16 protein-coding genes are annotated in these 16537 nt (G+C 43.4%); 9 read left to right on the top strand and 7 right to left on the bottom strand.

All coding sequences use genetic code 11. The features are described 5' to 3' along the window. Positions 1-89 precede the first annotated feature (89 nt). From odhB to ACEYKX_RS00785, 4 genes are all read left to right on the top strand, one after another. A complete protein-coding gene (gene odhB / locus ACEYKX_RS00800) occupies positions 90-1319 on the top strand; it encodes a 2-oxoglutarate dehydrogenase complex dihydrolipoyllysine-residue succinyltransferase (protein ID WP_373767472.1) in 1230 nt (409 codons plus the stop codon). A gap of 298 nt (positions 1320-1617) precedes the next feature. Next, positions 1618-2784, top strand: coding sequence for an ADP-forming succinate--CoA ligase subunit beta (gene sucC / locus ACEYKX_RS00795; RefSeq protein WP_373767471.1), 1167 nt, complete (start codon positions 1618-1620; stop codon positions 2782-2784). Next, the gene (gene sucD, locus ACEYKX_RS00790; RefSeq protein ID WP_373767470.1) at positions 2784-3656 is read left to right on the top strand and encodes a succinate--CoA ligase subunit alpha; all 873 of its coding nucleotides are present in this window, start codon (positions 2784-2786) and stop codon (positions 3654-3656) included. Before sucC ends, sucD begins: the two co-directional genes overlap by 1 nt. 231 nt (positions 3657-3887) lie before the next feature. Further along, positions 3888-5009 carry a porin gene (locus ACEYKX_RS00785; protein ID WP_373767469.1) on the top strand — a complete coding sequence of 374 codons (1122 nt, stop codon included), beginning with the start codon at positions 3888-3890 and terminating at the stop codon, positions 5007-5009. 213 nt (positions 5010-5222) lie between these two features. Here ACEYKX_RS00785 and pckA read toward each other — a convergent pair whose 3' ends face one another. Further along, entirely contained in the window at positions 5223-6833 is a 1611-nt protein-coding gene (pckA, locus tag ACEYKX_RS00780; protein ID WP_373767468.1) for a phosphoenolpyruvate carboxykinase (ATP), read from the bottom strand. Between the two features lie 176 nt (positions 6834-7009). Between pckA and ftsB the strand changes: the two genes are divergently transcribed. Genes ftsB through ispF form a run of 3 tightly spaced genes read left to right on the top strand, consistent with a single transcriptional unit; the run spans position 7010 to position 8450 of the window. Continuing rightward, positions 7010-7285 carry a cell division protein FtsB gene (gene ftsB, locus ACEYKX_RS00775; protein WP_373767467.1) on the top strand — a complete coding sequence of 92 codons (276 nt, stop codon included), beginning with the start codon at positions 7010-7012 and terminating at the stop codon, positions 7283-7285. Positions 7286-7293: 8 nt separating this feature from the next. Then, positions 7294-7974: a 2-C-methyl-D-erythritol 4-phosphate cytidylyltransferase gene (gene ispD, locus ACEYKX_RS00770; RefSeq protein WP_373767466.1), complete on the top strand. Its 681-nt coding sequence runs from the start codon at positions 7294-7296 to the stop codon at positions 7972-7974. Next, a complete protein-coding gene (gene ispF / locus ACEYKX_RS00765) occupies positions 7971-8450 on the top strand; it encodes a 2-C-methyl-D-erythritol 2,4-cyclodiphosphate synthase (RefSeq protein ID WP_373767465.1) in 480 nt (159 codons plus the stop codon). Before ispD ends, ispF begins: the two co-directional genes overlap by 4 nt. On the opposite strand, the gene ACEYKX_RS00760 is transcribed toward ispF, so the two are convergent. Next, positions 8447-8719 (bottom strand): GNAT family N-acetyltransferase, encoded by a 273-nt coding sequence (locus ACEYKX_RS00760; protein ID WP_373767464.1) that lies wholly within the window; start codon positions 8717-8719, stop codon positions 8447-8449. The genes ispF and ACEYKX_RS00760 overlap by 4 nt on opposite strands. A gap of 178 nt (positions 8720-8897) precedes the next feature. Here ACEYKX_RS00760 and mltA point away from each other — a divergent pair, with 178 nt between their 5' ends. Beyond that, positions 8898-10010 carry a murein transglycosylase A gene (gene mltA, locus ACEYKX_RS00755; protein WP_373767463.1) on the top strand — a complete coding sequence of 371 codons (1113 nt, stop codon included), beginning with the start codon at positions 8898-8900 and terminating at the stop codon, positions 10008-10010. Between the two features lie 69 nt (positions 10011-10079). Here the strand turns inward: mltA and ACEYKX_RS00750 are convergent, their stop codons facing one another. From ACEYKX_RS00750 to folA, 5 genes are all read right to left on the bottom strand, one after another. Beyond that, entirely contained in the window at positions 10080-10781 is a 702-nt protein-coding gene (locus ACEYKX_RS00750) for a lactate utilization protein C (RefSeq protein ID WP_373767462.1), read from the bottom strand. Between the two features lie 4 nt (positions 10782-10785). Beyond that, a complete protein-coding gene (locus ACEYKX_RS00745) occupies positions 10786-12192 on the bottom strand; it encodes a LutB/LldF family L-lactate oxidation iron-sulfur protein (RefSeq protein ID WP_373767461.1) in 1407 nt (468 codons plus the stop codon). Position 12193: 1 nt separating this feature from the next. After that, positions 12194-12925, bottom strand: coding sequence for a (Fe-S)-binding protein (locus ACEYKX_RS00740; protein WP_373767460.1), 732 nt, complete (start codon positions 12923-12925; stop codon positions 12194-12196). Positions 12926-13047: 122 nt separating this feature from the next. After that, a complete protein-coding gene (locus ACEYKX_RS00735) occupies positions 13048-14643 on the bottom strand; it encodes a lactate permease LctP family transporter (RefSeq protein WP_373767459.1) in 1596 nt (531 codons plus the stop codon). A gap of 193 nt (positions 14644-14836) precedes the next feature. Next, positions 14837-15337: a type 3 dihydrofolate reductase gene (gene folA / locus ACEYKX_RS00730; RefSeq protein WP_373767458.1), complete on the bottom strand. Its 501-nt coding sequence runs from the start codon at positions 15335-15337 to the stop codon at positions 14837-14839. Positions 15338-15420: 83 nt separating this feature from the next. Here folA and proB point away from each other — a divergent pair, with 83 nt between their 5' ends. Continuing rightward, a complete protein-coding gene (proB, locus tag ACEYKX_RS00725; protein WP_373767457.1) occupies positions 15421-16521 on the top strand; it encodes a glutamate 5-kinase in 1101 nt (366 codons plus the stop codon). Positions 16522-16537 lie beyond the last annotated feature (16 nt).

Genomic DNA, 16537 nt, shown 5'->3' with positions numbered 1-16537 from the left:
CAAAATTTTGCAAATTTGATTGCAATCTCCCTCCCTACCCCTCCTCCGTAAACGGAGTGGGGGAATCAAATTAAAAAAGGAAAAATGCTATGACAATCGAAATACTCGTTCCAGATTTACCTGAATCCGTTGCTGATGCAACCGTGGCGACTTGGCATAAAAAAGTCGGCGATAGCGTAAAACGTGATGAAGTCATCGTCGAAATCGAAACAGACAAAGTGGTATTGGAAGTCCCGGCGACCAGTGATGGTGTGATTACTGAAATCCAACAAGACGAAGGTGCTACCGTAGTAAGCAAACAAGTTTTGGGTATTTTAACGGCACAACAAGCCGGCGATATTTCCCTTGCCACATTAAAACCGGCAAACGCTGCAACACCATCGGATCGTCAAACCGCTTCGCTTGAGCCGGATAACAGCGCCTCCGACATATTAAGCCCGAGTGTACGTCGCTTATTGGCGGAACACGGTTTAGACGCAAGCCAAATCAAAGGCTCCGGTGTCGGCGGACGTTTAACCCGTGAGGATCTTGAAGTGGCAATCACAAAACAAAAAGCCAAAGAAGCTAAAAAAGCGGCGGAAAACGTTGAAAATACCATCAGCACGGTGGCCTACTCTTCCCGTAGCGAAAAACGCGTACCAATGACCCGCTTACGTAAACGTATTGCAGAACGCTTACTAGAAGCCAAAAACACGACGGCTATGCTGACTACGTTCAATGAAGTCGACATGAAGCCAATCATGGATTTACGTAAGCAATATGGCGAGAAATTTGAAAAACAACATGGTGCTCGCTTAGGCTTTATGTCGTTCTACATTAAAGCGGTAGTGGAAGCGTTAAAACGTTATCCGGAAGTCAACGCCTCTATTGACGGTGACGATGTGGTATACCACAACTATTTTGATGTCAGCATCGCAGTGTCTACCCCACGTGGCTTAGTGACTCCCGTTTTACGTGACTGCGACAAACTTTCTATGGCGGATATTGAAAAAGCAATCAAAGCGTTAGCCGAAAAAGGCCGAGACGGCAAACTGACCGTTGAAGATTTAACCGGCGGTAACTTCACTATCACGAACGGCGGTGTATTCGGTTCATTAATGTCAACCCCAATCATCAACCCGCCGCAAAGTGCGATTTTAGGCATGCATGCAATTAAAGATCGCCCTGTTGCCCTAAACGGTCAAGTGGTGATTCGCCCGATGATGTATTTAGCACTCAGCTACGACCACCGCTTAATTGACGGTCGCGAATCTGTCGGCTTCTTAGTTGCCATCAAAGACTTACTTGAAGATCCGACACGTTTGTTGTTAGAAATTTAATAAAACTAACCGCTTGTATTACCACAAGCGGTTATCTTATGGTGTAATTTTGTAAGTTTTTTCTTCGCTATTACTTCTGCTAAATCTCCCCTAACCCATCTTTGCTAAAGAGGGGAACTAGTGCAGATGAAAATACAATATCGAAGTTATCCAAAAAGATATTTAAATGTTCAGATGAATTATTATTTTCTTCGATCTGATCCCCCTCTTTAGCAAAGAGGGGTTAGGGGAGATTTGGCAGATGACAAGACGAAGAAATTAATTTATTAGAACAAGAAAACATAGGAACCCCAACTCTATGAACCTACATGAATACCAAGGCAAGCAGATTTTTGCCAAATACAAACTTCCTGTCAGCCAAGGCATTGCCTGTAAAACAGCTGATGAAGCGGTTGATGCAATCAAACAATTAAAAGGTGATGCATGGGCGATTAAATGCCAAGTCCACGCAGGCGGACGCGGTAAAGCAGGTGGTGTAAAATTAGTGCGCAACGAAGCGGAAGTCCGTGAATTTGCCGACAAATGGCTTGGCAAACGCTTAGTCACTTTCCAAACCGATGCAAACGGTCAACCGGTTAATACGCTTTATGTCGAAGAAACCGCAGGTATTGCTCGTGAACTTTATTTAGGTGCGGTCATTGATCGTTCATCACAAAAAGTCGTCTTTATGGCATCTAGCGCAGGCGGAATGAATATCGAAGAAGTTGCCGAAAAAACACCTGAGCTGTTACATAAATTAGTCATTGATCCACTCACAGGCGGTATGCCGTACCAAGGACGTGAACTCGCATTTAAACTTGGTTTAGAAGGCGATCAAATCAAACAATTCGGCTTTATCTTCACCCAACTGGCTAAACTGTTTGTTGAAAAAGATCTTTCATTACTTGAAATCAATCCATTAGTTGTTACCACAGAAGGTAACCTGCTCTGCTTAGATGCCAAAATGGTGGTGGACGGCAATGCGTTATATCGTCAACCTGAATTAGCGGCAATGCACGATCCAAGCCAAGATGACCCGCGTGAAGCCCTTGCGGAATCGCATCAACTCAACTATGTTGCCTTGGACGGTAATATCGGCTGTATGGTCAACGGCGCAGGTCTTGCAATGGGAACGATGGATATCGTTAAACTTCATGGCGGTTTCCCTGCAAACTTCTTAGACGTAGGCGGCGGTGCAACCAAAGAACGTGTTGCTGAAGCGTTCAAAATCATCTTATCCGATAAAGCGGTGAAAGCGGTATTAGTCAATATTTTCGGTGGTATTGTGCGCTGTGATTTAATTGCCGACGGTATCATTGCGGCGGTAAACGAAGTAGGTGTCAATGTGCCTGTGGTTGTTCGTTTAGAAGGTAATAATGCCGAATTAGGACGTGAAATTTTAGCAAAAAGCGGATTAAACATCATTGCAGCTGCAACCTTAACCGATGCGGCAGTACAAGCCGTGAAAGCTGCGGAGGGTAAATAATGTCTATTTTAATTAATAAAGATACTAAAGTGATCTGCCAAGGCTTTACCGGCGGACAAGGCACATTCCATTCTCAACAAGCCTTAGATTACGGTACACAACTTGTCGGTGGCGTTTCTCCTGGTAAAGGCGGTACAACTCACTTAGGTTTACCGGTATTTAATACCGTGCGTGAAGCGGTGGAAACCACGGGCGCTACGGCAACCGTGATTTATGTTCCTGCACCGGGCTGTAAAGATGCGATTTTAGAAGCGATTGATGCGGGTATTCAGTTAATTATCTGTATTACCGAAGGCATTCCAACCTTAGATATGCTCCAAGTTAAACAACGCCTAAATCAAACCGGCGTTCGTATGATCGGTCCAAACTGCCCCGGCGTGATTACACCGGATGAATGCAAAATCGGCATTATGCCGGGTAGTATTCATAAAAAAGGCAAAATCGGGATTGTTTCTCGTTCCGGTACTTTAACTTATGAAGCGGTAAAACAAACAACAGATTACGGATTTGGTCAATCCACTTGTGTGGGTATCGGTGGCGACCCGATTCCGGGTTCAAACTTCATTGATATTTTGAAACTGTTCCAAGATGATCCTGAAACCGAAGCCATTGTGATGATCGGTGAAATTGGTGGCTCAGCGGAAGAAGAAGCGGCTGCGTTCATTAAAGCAAATGTGACTAAACCTGTGGTCAGTTATATCGCAGGCGTTACCGCACCAAAAGGGAAACGCATGGGGCATGCCGGCGCAATCATTTCAGGTGGAAAAGGCACGGCAGATGAAAAATTCGCAGCCCTTGAAGCCGCTGGTGTAAAAACCGTGCGTAGTTTGGCGGATATTGGTTCTGCATTACAATCCCTCTTACATCAATAAGCACTCCAATTGATGTAAAATTTACATTTCTAACCGGTATAAAGCTCCATTTATCTCCAAATGGAGCTTATTTTTACGAAAACCGTGATCTTCTTCTATCAATTTTGCATAAATTTATGTTCGTAAGCATTTGTTTTGTTATTATGCTTTTGCTTTATTTAGTTTAGTAAGTAAAGTGAATTCCACTCGGGAATTTGTATTAAATCCTTAGTCTTTAAAAAGGAACATGTTATGAAAAAAACACTTATTGCATTAGCAACAGCTGCGTTAGCAACAACTTCAGCTCAAGCATTAACTGTGTATGAAAATGAAGGAACTACGGTTGGATTTGACGGTTCTTTACGTTTAATCCTAGAAAATGCGAAAAAAGAGGTAAACGGGCAAGGTAACCGTACTCACTCCAATTTACGTAACGCTGACTCCCGTTTTGGTGTTCGTGTCAATCATGAATTGGATAGCGGCTTATACGCATTAGGGCGTTTAGAATTCCGCTTTGACAATAAAGATGATTCTACAGATACATCAGACTTTGGTGATCTCTATGCAAAACGTGCTTATGTCGGACTAGGGCATAAACAATATGGTGAAGTGACTTTCGGTCGCCAATTAACCATTGCCGATGATATCGGTTTAACGGATGATTACGAATACGGTATTATCCCGGGTTATACCCAAACAGACGGTACATCTGTTGTACGTTATGACTACAAAGGTATTGAAGGTTTGCAATTAGGTGTGAACTATAACTTTGCAGAAAATCGTGATGCAAGCGGTGAAGTGTTAGTAAACAAAATTAAAAACGGTTACGGTGTCGGTTTCGTATATGCGACTGATGTAGCTCCTGAGCAAAAATTCATGATTGAATCTGCTTATACCCGTAATAATTACGCAACTTACACAAATTCAAAACATTATGCTGACGGTGTAGAATTGGGTGTTGGTTACCGTATCGGTGCATTAACCTTAGTGGCAGACTTAGGCTACGGCAATGAAAAATTAGGTGGCGCTAAAGCACGCGGTTACTTTGTTTCACCGGGGATTCAGTATCAAGTGACTGAAGCTTCCCGTATTTATGGTAACTACTTATACGAACACAATAAATTCACTGGCAATATCAGTAATGATGATTCAGTAGAAGGCTCAAGCTTTGCTAAAGTTAAAAATGCTACTGGTGCTGCAAAAGAGACCTCTCACGGTGGTTTAATCGGTGTAGACTATAAACTACACAAACACGCAGTAACCTTTGTTGAAGCGAAATATGTTCGTACAAAAGGTTACAATTCAGCGGATAACTATACCGGCAATAAAGTGACCGACAAAGCAATCGGTATCGGTATGCGCGTATACTGGTAATCTTAATTGCCATCCAGATAGAAAAGAACCGAGGTTTTCCTCGGTTCTTCTTTTTTGCAAAATAATCGCCAAAACAAACCGCTTGTATTCAGCAACATATCAAACGGTAAATCAAAAACCGATCAGATTAAGTATAATTCGGGTTGTCTTCAGATATAAAAAACGGTGCTTATTTCTAGCACCGTTTTGCTTTATATTATCCAAATCCTTGGATTATAATTTCGGACCTGCCGCAACTAATGCTTTACCTTCATCATTTGTTGCATATTGCTCAAAGTTTTTCACGAAACGACCGGCTAAGTCTTCCGCTTTCGCTTGCCACTGAGCTTTGTCGGCATAAGTATCGCGCGGATCTAAAATAGCAGGATCAACGCCCGGTAATGCTGTCGGTACGGCTAAATTAAAGATTGGCAATGTTTTCATTTCAGATTTTTCAATCGAACCGTCTAAAATTGCATCAATGATACCGCGGGTATCTTTGATTGAAATACGTTTACCCGTACCGTTCCAGCCGGTATTCACCAAGTACGCTTCCGCACCTGAAGCTTGCATACGTTTTACCAATACTTCGGCATATTTAGTCGGATGTAATGATAAGAACGCTTTACCGAAACAGGCTGAGAATGTCGGGGTCGGCTCAGTTACACCGCGTTCGGTACCGGCTAATTTAGCCGTAAATCCGGATAAGAAATAATATTTGGTTTGCTCAGGCGTTAATTTAGATACCGGTGGTAATACACCGAATGCATCCGCCGTTAAGAAAATTACTTTCGTTGCATGACCTGCTTTTGATACCGGCTCAACAATGTTGTTGATGTGGTAAATCGGGTAAGAAACACGAGTATTTTCCGTTTTCGAACCGTCATCATAATCGACGGAACCATCCGCACGAACAACAACGTTCTCCAATAATGCATCACGTTTAATCGCTCCGTAAATATCCGGTTCGTTTTCAGGTGAAAGTTTGATGGTTTTCGCATAGCAACCGCCTTCGTAGTTGAATACACCGTCATCATCCCAGCCATGCTCGTCATCACCGATCAATTTACGCTTCGGATCGGTTGATAATGTCGTTTTACCCGTACCCGATAAACCGAAGAATACCGCTACATCACCGTCTTCACCAACGTTCGCGGAACAGTGCATTGACGCAATACCTTTTAACGGTAACCAGTAGTTCATTAAAGAGAACAAACCTTTCTTCATTTCACCGCCGTACCAAGTACCGCCGATTAATTGGATTTTTTCGGTTAAGTTAAACGCCACAAAGTTTTCGGAATTTAACCCTTGTTCTTTCCAGTTCGGATTGGTCACTTTTGACCCATTCATCACAACAAAATCAGGCTTGAAATTTGCCAATTCCGCATCAGACGGACGAATAAACATATTTTTTACAAAATGCGCCTGCCATGCCACTTCGGTGACGATACGTACCGCTACGCGGCTGTCTTCGTTTGCTCCGCAAAACGCGTCAATCACAAATAAACGTTTATTGGAAAGTTGGTTGGTCACCAGCTCTTTTAAACTTTGCCAAGTCGATTGAGTCATCGGTTTGTTATCGTTTTTTACCTCATCCGTTGTCCACCAAACAGTGTCTTTGGTGTTTTCATCCAAGACAAGGTACTTATCTTTCGGTGAGCGTCCGGTGAAAATCCCGGTATCTACTGCAACCGCACCGGAAGTCGTTAAAACTCCTTTTTCGAAGCCTTCCAATCCCGGTTTCATTTCTTCTTCAAAGAGTTGTTCATAACTTGGGTTATGAACAATCTCTTTAACATTAGTAATGCCTAAAAGTGCAAGTTCTTGTTCAATACGATTTAACATAGCATAACCTCATTAATGGAAAAATAAAAACTGAGGCGATTATAAAATTTTTCTCCAAAAAAAAATGTTATCTACTTCAAATTTTTGAATATTTGTAAAAACATTTACAAATTTACATGTTGATTTTCCGATTTCAAGGTAAAATAAGACGATGATTTTTATAAAGAGAACCTGTAATGCGATTACTTATTGTCTGCTTAACCATTGTGTTAGGATACTTTCAATACCTGTTTTGGTTTGGACAAAACGGCTGGAACGAGTACCAAGATGCGGAAGAAGCCGTAGCGCACTTAAAAGGAGAAAACGTTAAACTTGAAGCGCGTAACGCCTTAATTAAGGCGGAAATCGATGATTTAAAATACGGCGTAAATGCATTGGAAGAACGCGCTCGCCTTGAACGTGAAATGGTGAAAGAAGACGAAATCTTCTACAGAATCGTCCCTAAACATTAAGGAACAGTATGACACGTAAAATTGTTGCGATTATTCCTGCATCCGGTGTGGGGAGTCGAATGAATGCGCCTTTTCCTAAGCAATACCTCAAAATTCAAAATAAAACGATTTTAGAACATACGCTCATCCCTTTTATACAGCACCCGCTTATCGAAAAAATCGTTGTTGCCGTGTCGAAAACAGACAGCTACTACTCTACATTGCCGCTGCTTAACCACGCTAAAATTCAGTGGGTCTTCGGCGGTGAAACCCGTGCGGATTCCGTATTCAACGCCTTAAAAGCAGTGGAAAACGAGGCATGGGTGTTGGTACACGATGCCGCCAGACCCTGTCTCAAGCGGTCTGATTTGGATAATATTTTACAAATTGACGATCCTAACGGCGCCATTTTGGCAACACCGGCAATTGATACGATGAAACGTGCCTCCGGTTCCACCATTTTACATACGGAAGATCGCACGACCTTATGGCATGCGCTCACCCCGCAATTTTTCCCTGCCGGTTCGCTTAAATCGGCGTTGCAACACGCTTTTGCCAAACAGCAAACCATTACCGACGAAGCGTCGGCAATGGAATTTGCCGGATTTCATCCTCAATTAATTATGGGACGTAGTGATAACATCAAAGTCACGCGGCCTGAAGATCTCGCTTTAGCCGAATTTTATCTGACAAAAGGAGAAACAGCATGATTCGAATCGGACACGGTTTTGATGTTCACGCCTTTAGTGAACAAGGGCCTTTAATTATCGGCGGTATCACGATTCCTTATGAAAAAGGGTTTATCGCCCATTCGGACGGCGATGTTGCTTTACACGCATTGACCGATGCCCTGTTGGGTGCCGCCGCCTTAGGCGATATCGGTAAACTGTTTCCCGATACGGATATGGCGTATAAAGGCGCAAACAGCCGAGGCTTATTGATCGAAGCTTACCGTCAAGTTCAAGAAACCGGCTATGTTGTCGGCAACGTTGATGTCACCATTATTGCTCAAGCCCCCAAAATGCGCCCTTATATCGACCAAATGCGTCAAGCGATCGCCGAGGATCTGAATTGTGACATTCATCAAGTGAACGTAAAAGCCACCACCACCGAAAAACTCGGTTTTACCGGACGCGGTGAAGGTATCGCTTGTGAAGCTGTCGCCTTATTGGTCAAAAAAAGCTAGCTCATTAACTCGGGATGACTGCGCATCATCCGTTTTTCAATGTAAACACAGCTCGGTTTAATTTTAAGATGTTGTAGTCGGGCAAATTCAATTAAGGCATTGTAGAGTTCTCCTGCAATGCCTTTTCCTTGAAATGCGTTATCTACCTGTGTATGAAAAGCATCAATACAGTGCGTATTGATATAACGATAAGTTAATTCTCCGACTTTAACTTGCTCGTCGGTAAAATAAGCGAACTCATGATTGGTTATATTATGGACAATAGTCATATCACACCTCATATTCAACATGATACATACGCTTATTATGCGATGTTCTTAATACAAGATAAAGTCTCGTGATAAAAATACGGAACGTAAATTTTACACTGACAATTTTCAGTATCGTTTCTAAACATTTTTTGTTACTCTACGCGCCCATTTTTTTCATTTTTTAGGAATTCATGTTATGTCATGGAAAACATATAAGAAGCTTACTTTGACCGCTGCCGTTGCCTTACTGCTGGCAAGTTGTTCAAGTACATCGACCAAAACCAAAAAACCGACGACCGGCTACAATCCGGAAACGGCGAAATTAGGCGCCGTTTTCCAAGGTCGCCAATTTATTCCTTATAATATGCCGTTTGTCGCCGTCTCCCAAATTGCAACAAAAGGCAACGTTGTCAACCCTCGTGACTTTTTACAACAGATCGCTAATGTGCGGACTTATTCAAACACCATCACCGGACGTTACGCCGGCACCTACGGCAAAATCTCGTCATGGTTGAACGCCGGCGGTAATGTGCAAGATCTGACCAAATACGGTATTAACTTACGTCAAATGCGCGGTGAAGACGGTTACCAAAACGTATTGATGACCGGTTATTACATCCCGGTTATTCCTGCCCGCATGACACCGCAAGGCGAATTCCGTCACCCGCTTTATGCGATTCCGTACGGCAATAAAAAATTCTCGCGTGCGGAAATTTATCGTGGTGCATTGGCAGGTAAAGGATTAGAACTGGCTTACACCAATTCCATGTTAGAAAATTTTTTAATGGAAGTTCAAGGCAGTGGCTTCGTTGATATCGGCGGAGGGAATTTACGTCATTTTGCTTACGGCGATAAAAACGGCTATAGCTATACCAGTATCGGTCGTTTGTTAGTGGAAGACGGTGAAATTCCGAAAGAAAAAATGTCGATCCAAGCGATTCGCGACTGGGCGGCGAGAAACCCTGCCCGCTTACAATCACTTTTAGAACGTAACCGTTCATTCGTTTACTTTAGACCTGACAACACACTCGATGTCAAAGGTTCCGCTCAGGTTCCTTTAGTGGCATTGGCATCCGTTGCCTCCGATACCAGAATCGTACCGTCCGGCAGTGTGCTGTTGGTTGAAATGCCGATCAACGACAATAACGGGAATTGGACGGGTAAACATGAATTGCGCTTAATGGTGGCGCTCGATCGCGGCGGTGCAGTAAAAGGTCAGCACTTTGACTTATACCAAGGTATCGGTAATCAAGCCGGACACCGTGCCGGACATATGAAACATTACGGACGTGTTTGGGTGTTAAATTAAGATTTGCAAAATTCAGCATAAAAATGACCGCTTGTATCACTGATCAAGCGGTCATTTTCTTTTGATATTTTACAAATCGTCAATCACGACATAGATTTTATTCACCGGTCCGTGAACGCCGACGACTTTGATTAACTCAATATCCGCCGTGGCACTCGGTCCTGAAATAATGTTTACGCATGACGGCATTCTTTCGCCTTGTTGGGCTTTGTCGTGTAGGATTTTAGCCAACTGTGCTACACGGGGTAACACGGTGCTGGCACGCAAAACAACAATGGATTTTTCAGGTAACAGGCTGACAGAACGTCCAAACTCTTTATCTGAAAACAGTACAATACCGCCTGATTCCGTTAAGCCGTATTCGCCGTAAACCACGCCGATATTGGCTTTTTCTGCTTTGTCGATATTCACATTGCCATCTGCATTGTGATCCCAAACATAGCTGTCGTATTTGGCTTGCAATGCTGGCGTAATGCCTAAATCGACTAGACGGCTGTCGTTATTAATAATCACCGAGCCACCGCCATATTTGTCACAAAGTGCGGTCACTTCTGCGATAAGATTTTCTTCTTTCACCACCGCCACATCGGTCATCATCACTTTGGCAAAGCTGACAAATTCCTCGACTAATTGAGCTTGGGTGCGATCCGTTAAACGTGTCGTCGGATAATCATTGACTAATTTCGGCATTGGTTCAGGCACGAGCTGACGCGGTCTGCCCATTCTTTCCGCCAGTTTATTTAGAAAATTTTCACGGTTTTGTAAATCCATTCTCTTATCCTCTGTTGTTGAACCATTCACGGAAACTTTCGCCTTCGGCTGACGGTAAATCACGGGCTTTTGTCCATTCTGCAAGCGCGCCCACTTGAATTGGTGCTTTGCCGTTTTTGATGAATTTACCTGCCACTTTTGCCCCGATATTCACCCCGACTTTCCATAAAGTTGGGTGCGAGTTCGCAAAGTTGAAACCGAAAATCGACAAACGCTCTGCTGTTGGGGTCATACCATTTTGAGCGATATGTTCACGGTGTTTTAAGATCAGTTGTGCCAGTGGAATTTTCACCGGGCAAACAGAGTTACAAGCGGTACAAAGTGAACAAGCGTAAGGCAGTTCTTTAAATTCTTCATAGCCACCTAACAATGGTGAAATCACTGATCCGATTGGACCCGGATAGATCGAGCCGTAGCCGTGTCCGCCGATTTGACGATAGGCAGGGCAAGTGTTCAAGCACGCACCGCAACGGATACAACGTAAAACTTCTTTAAATTCGCTTTCAAGGATTTTTGAACGGCCATTATCTACGATAACTAAATGGAACTCTTCCGGTCCGTCCGTTTCGCCTTCAAGACGTGGTCCTGTTAGCCAAGTGTTGTAGGCGGTGAGTTTTGCACCGACCGCACTTCTCGCTAACATTGTGATTAACACATCAACTTCTTGGAAAGTTGGGGCTAAACGTTCCATACCCATTACAGCGATATGGGTTTTCGGCACAGTTGTAGCTAAACGTAAGTTACCTTCGTTGGTCACTAAACAAACAGAACCGGTTTCCGCTACGGCAAAGTTACAACCGCTAATGCCGATATCTGCCTCTAAGAAATCTTTGCGGATCACCTGACGCACAAATGCTGTCATTTCTTCCGGGGTTTCCGAGCCGTTATAGCCGAGCTGTTCGTGTAACTCTTGACGGATTTTATAGCGATCTTTGTGGATCGCCGGTACTACGATGTGAGATGGTTTATCGCCAACGATTTGGAGTAAATATTCGCCTAAGTCCGTTTCAACCACTTTAATGCCTTCCTTTTCAAGGACGTGGTTTAAGCCGATCTCTTCCGTCACCATGGATTTGGATTTAACGATCTTCTTAGCATTTTTTTCTAAGGCAATTTGACGAATATAAGCGGTCGCTTCTTCGGCAGTTTCTGCAAAAAAGACTTTACCGCCGTTTTGTTGTACTTTTTCACTTAATTGGTAGAGATAAGCGTCTAAATTGGCGAGAACGTGGTTACGGATCTGTTTTGCTGCGTCACGCCACTCTTCCCAATGCCCTAATTCGTCTACCATTTTTTGACGGTTCGCCCCGATGGTTTCTTGGGCTTTTACCACCGCTTTACGCATCATGGCGTTGTGGATTTGATCGTCTACCCGCTTTTTAAAGGCAAGATTGCTGGTTTTCAATGACATCTTATTTGCCCTCCTGCATTAATACTTCGGCAATGTGCATTACCTTAATATTTTTTCCTTCACGGCTTAAACGTCCGCCGATGTTCATTAAACAGCTCACATCCGCACCAATTAAATATTCCGGTTCAACTTCGGCAATATGCTCGACTTTTTCTTTGACCATTTCGCCTGAAATTTCCGCCATTTTGACCGAGAAAGTCCCGCCGAAACCGCAACAGGTTTGTTGATTTTGAATTGGTAACAACTCTAAGCCTTTAACGTTCTGTAATAAGGTGATTGGTTCATTCACAATGCCTAATTTACGCGACAGACTGCAAGACGGGTGATAAACGGCTTTGCCCGTTAAGATTGCACCGACATTGGTGACCCCCAGTTTATTGACGATAAAATCCGTTAAATCGTGAAAACGGTCTGCGACTTTTTTCGCACGAGCCGCCCATTCCGGTTCGCCAAAGCGTTCAAAATGGTCAGGATAGGTTTTGATGGCATAAACACAAGAACCCGCAGGGGCAACAATCGGATAATCATTGACTTCAAAAGTTTCTACTAACTTTTTCATTCCTTCAAGGGCTTGTTTTGTATAACCACTGTTAATTGCCGGCTGTCCGCAGCACCCTTGTTTTTCAAGGAAAGTGATTTTACAACCCAGTTTTTCTAACAATAGCACGCTATTTTTGGCAACGCCTGCTTTGACGATATCGGCAATGCAGGTGACGTAAAAATTCACGTTCATAACAACTCCAACAAATAAGAAAAGAAAAAACAAGCGGTTGGATTTTGCAAAATTTTTACAAAAACGTATCGCTTGTCCTTCAACATTTAAAAATGAAAGGTGGGGAAGCTCCCCACCCAAGGTTACACATTATAGAACAACGGTACGATAAAGAGTGCGGCGACTGCGGCAATGATACCGTAAACGATCATCGGTACCACCGTATGTTTAATGATCTCGCCTTCTTTATTATCAATATTCAATACCGAACACACCGCTACAATATTGTTGATACACACCATATTCCCCATTGCACCGCCGACGGATTGTAATGCCAAAATTAAACTTGCCGATAATCCTGTTAGCTGTGCGGTAGAAAGTTGAACACTACCGAAAGTTAAGTTCGACACGGTATTTGAACCGGAGAAGAATGCGCCTACCGCGCCCAAGTAAGAGGCAAAAATCGTCCAGTATTCTCCCGTCGCTTCCGCAAAGCTTTTACCGATGATTTTCACCATGGAGCCATCACCGCCTACTAACATTAGGTTTACCATGATTAACGCACCCACAAGGGCAAAAAACGGATTTTTCGTTTGTTTTAAGCTACTGGAGAAAATTTCTTTGGTATTTTTCGCCGATACCGCAAAAACCGGAATAGCGATTAACACAGTGATTACAAACGGAATCAGTGCCGGCACATAAAGTAATTTATAACTTGAACTGATACTCGTACCGAAAATCTCTTTTAAGCTGAAAATTAAACCGTGGCTGATATCAAATATACCGAGCGAACCCAGTTTTACACTGAACCAAGAGGTTGCGTCATTCATCATAGCTTTTAACGGCAATTGTTTAATGCGCGTTACAATTAAGATCGCAATTAATAAACCGGTCGGGAATAGAGCTTTGGCGACTTGTCCGAAAGACACCGCATTGCTATCTACGGTATTATCTGCTTTCGCTAAACCGATACCTTTATTTGCAACCCAAACGGAAATCACCATACCGATTGCACCACCCACTAATGATGGGAACTCGTAGTTTAATTGAGCAATTAAAAAATACGGGATCACACAAGCAAAAATACTGATGTAGATAAACACGATATTTTTGCGAATTTCAGACCAGCTCACGATTAAACGCAATGCCATGACAGGAATGATAAATGCGGCAACAGAGTGAATAAATGCAGTGATAGAACCGATTTCTAAAATCTGTTCTTCAGGTAATTGCAATGGACCTAAACCAAACCAAGTTGGCGTACCCACCGCCCCGAATGAAACCGGTACAGAGTTCATCACTAATGCCAACATTGCCACTTTAAGCGGGTGGAAACCGATACCGACTAAGATCGGTGCGGCAATCGCCGCAGGTGTACCGAAACCGCTCGCGCCTTCAATCATAAAAGCAAATGCCCAACCAATGATCATTAACTGAGCCACCGGGTTCGGGTTGATATTCGATAACCATTTACGCAACACATTGGTTGCACCGGATACTTCGGAAAAACGGTTGAAAAGCACAGCACCGAAAATGACGGTAATCGGTGTTTGTACCGCAATCAAGGCAGAAGCGATATTCGCACTGACCGTTTGAATATCGGTGCCGAAATAGATTAGCTGGATAATTAACACCACTACCGCAATCCACGGTAAAGCGACATAGGAAGGTAATGCGTTGCGTTTTACCATTAAATAAATCAGTAAAACGATAGGAAAAATACTGAGAAACAGAGCCATAAAATACCTCAAAAAAAGCCTGACCGACATGGTCAAATCGGCGTTGGATTTTATGTTAATTTATTACAGAATGCAGTGAATTGTTATGAATTTGTGAACCTTATCACATCCTAATCCACTAACCGCTTAAAAATGGAGCAAATTGATGCCATTTTGCTCCAATGTCGAAAGGGGTATTGTTGATATAAATTCGTTATTCGGAGAAATTCGACTTACTCAAAATCATAAAGCGACAGCGATACGCATTTTTTTCATCGATTTCCGAAAAAGTTTCAAAGGTATTTGTCCACAGGCTTTCGTCAAATTCAAAGAACGTATCGCCGTCAATTTCCGCTTGGATTTCCGTTAAATACAGTTTATCCGCCAGCGGCATCGCTTGCCTGAACAACTCACCGCCGCCGATAATCATTATTTCGTCACTATTTGCAAAATTTTTGGCTAAACCGACCGCTTGTTCAAGGTTTTCCGCCGCATAGGCACCCTCAACGGAAAAGCCTGAACGGGACAGAATGATATTCGGGCGTTTCGGTAATAATCTGCCGATGGATTCATAGGTCTTACGCCCCATAATCACCGGTTTGCCCAAGGTATTCTCCCGAAACCATGCCAAGTCCGCCGGCAAATGCCACGGCATTCGGTTATCTTTACCAATCACTTTGTTTAACGTTCGCGCCACAATTACACTGATTTTCATCTTTATGCTTCTCTTATTTTGAAATAAGGCGGATTTTAGCAGATAATAACGCCCGATTTCGTTTCTTTTTCAGATAAAACATTATGTCAAAAACTATCGTTGTAAAATTAGGCACCAGCACCTTAACCCACGGCACAAAAAGTTTAAGCCGCCCGCATATGTTGGAAGTCGTAAAACAAGTGGCTCAACTGCATGAGCAAGGACACCGCATGATTATCGTGACATCCGGTGCCGTTGCGGCAGGGCGGGATTATTTAGGTCATCGAGAATTGCCAAAAACCCTTGCCAGCAAACAACTTTTAGCCGCCGTCGGGCAAAGCCAATTGATTCAAGTATGGGAAAGCCTGTTTTCGATTTATAACATCAAGATCGGACAAATGCTGTTAACCCGAGCCGATATTGAAAATAAAGACCACTTTTTAAATGCGCGTGATACGTTAACCGCCCTGCTCGACCAGCGGATCATCCCGATTATCAATGAAAATGATGCCGTTGCCACGGCGGAATTCCGTATCGGCGATAATGACAACCTTTCCGCATTAGTGGCGATTCTCGCCCAAGCGGAGCAATTAATTTTGCTGACCGATCAACCAGGTTTGTTTGACAGTGATCCACGTAAAAACCCGAATGCCAAATTACTTTCCGTGGTTGAAAAAATCACCCCCAAAATCCGTCAAATGGCGGGCGGAAGCGGCACAACGCTTGGAACCGGAGGTATGAGCACCAAAATTACCGCAGCCGATATCGCTACCCGTTCCGGCGTAGAGACATTCATCGCCTCCGGTGAACGAGAAAACGTGATCTTCGATGTCGTTCAAGGTGAAAATATCGGAACGCGTTTCTTAGCCCAAAGCGACAAAGTAGAAGGGCGTAAACGTTGGTTGTTCGGAGCCCCTCCGGCCGGCACGATCTTTATCGATCACGGCGCGGAAAAAGCCTTAGTGGAACAACATAAATCGCTCTTGCCTGCCGGTATTACTAAAATCGAAGGGCAATTTGCCCGCGGTGAAGTGACTAAAATTTGTAACCTTGACGGTAAAGTGCTTGCGCTTGGTATCAGTCGTTACAACAGTGAAGCTCTGGCATTAATTAAAGGCAAAAAATCCACAGAAATTGAAGCTATTCTAGGTTACGAATTCGGTTCAGTCGTGTTCCACCGGGATGAAATGGTGGTTCATCATTAAAATAATTGGATGAGGG

It is taken from the genome of Glaesserella sp. (genome assembly GCF_041817755.1).
GTDB lineage: Bacteria > Pseudomonadota > Gammaproteobacteria > Enterobacterales > Pasteurellaceae > Glaesserella.
This window is presented reverse-complemented; position numbering and strand designations above follow the sequence as displayed.